Raw genomic sequence first — 1,202 nt, 5'->3', positions numbered from 1 at the left:
CCCCCGCCGCGCCCGGCAGCGGATTGACCACGCTGCCCTTGGGCGCGATGACCGACACCGGCGCCAGCAGGCCTGCATTGATCGGCACGCCCTTGTCGAGCGTCGCCACCAGCGCCAGGATGCGCAGCGTCAGCCAGGCATGCGGCAAGCCGTGGCTGGGAATATTGATGGCCGCAGCCACCTGCGGATCGCTGCCGGTGAAGTCGAGCAGGATGGCGCCGTCGCCGACCGTGACCGCCAGCGCGATGCGCACCGGCAAGCCGGAGCCGGCTTCGTCGTCAAGGTAATCGGTGAAACGGTAAGTGCCGGCAGGCACCTTCCTCAGTACCGCACGCGCACGCAATGCCGCATATTCGACCAGATCCAGCTGGGCATCCAGCAAGGCTTGTGCGCCGTGCTGCTGCACGGTCTGCGCAACGCGTTCGCGGCCGGTGGCGAGTGCGCCCAGCATGGCCTTGAGGTCGCCCATGTTGGCGTCGGGGGTGCGGCTGTTGGCGCGGAACAGCAAGGCCACGTCTTCGTTCAGCTGCCCTGCCCGCATGATCTTCACAGGTGGGATCTGCAAGCCTTCCTGGAAGATTTCATGATTGGTCGGCGAGATGCTGCTCGGCACTTTGCCGCCGACGTCGGACGCATGCAAAAAGCCCCAGCCGTAGGCGACGATCTTGCCCTCATGGAAATACGGCTCGATCACTTGCAAGTCCGGCAAGTGCGTCGCCAGGCCGCCGGAACGATACGGGTCGTTGGTCAGGATCACGTCGCCCGGGGCCAGTTCGCCGACGGCGGCGATGGCGACCGAACAGTCGAGACCGACAAAACCCGAGACGCCGAGCGCGCGCGGATAGGCGAAGAATTTTCCGTCCAGACCGGCCAGCGCGCAGCAGAAATCGGCGGTTTCCTTGACGTACAAGGTGCGGCCGGTGCGCTGCAGCGTGAGGCACATTTCTTCGGCGATCGAGGTCAGTTTGTTGCCGAGGATTTCAAGGCTGATCGGATCGAGTTTCATGATTGACCTCCCTGGTTTACCGTATCAAGATGCAGATTGCCGAGCGCATCGGTGCGCCCTCGCCATCCCGGCAACACCAGGATGGTGGTGTCTTCCTGTTCGATCACGGCCGGTCCGTCGAGCACATCGCTCGCGCCCAATGCATCGCGCTTGTAGATTTGCGCCTCATGCCAGCCGCCGCGCAGGAATACCTGGT

General features: G+C 64.2%; 2 protein-coding genes. Both read right to left on the bottom strand.

The window, feature by feature from the left end; translation table 11 throughout:
• The coding region (locus HLUSI_RS0118895) for a hydantoinase B/oxoprolinase family protein (protein WP_016835440.1) at nucleotides 1-1,006 on the bottom strand (1,006 nt) is incomplete at its 3' end.
• Nucleotides 1,003-1,202 (bottom strand): hypothetical protein (locus HLUSI_RS29595; RefSeq protein ID WP_040503674.1); only part of this gene is annotated, 200 nt, incomplete at its 5' end. The genes HLUSI_RS0118895 and HLUSI_RS29595, both read right to left, overlap by 4 nt.

Origin of the sequence: Herbaspirillum lusitanum P6-12 (genome assembly GCF_000256565.1) — a bacterium.
In the GTDB taxonomy this organism is placed as follows: domain Bacteria; phylum Pseudomonadota; class Gammaproteobacteria; order Burkholderiales; family Burkholderiaceae_D; genus Herbaspirillum; species Herbaspirillum lusitanum.
Note: the sequence above shows the minus strand (reverse complement) of the source record. Positions and strands in the feature narration are given on the sequence as shown.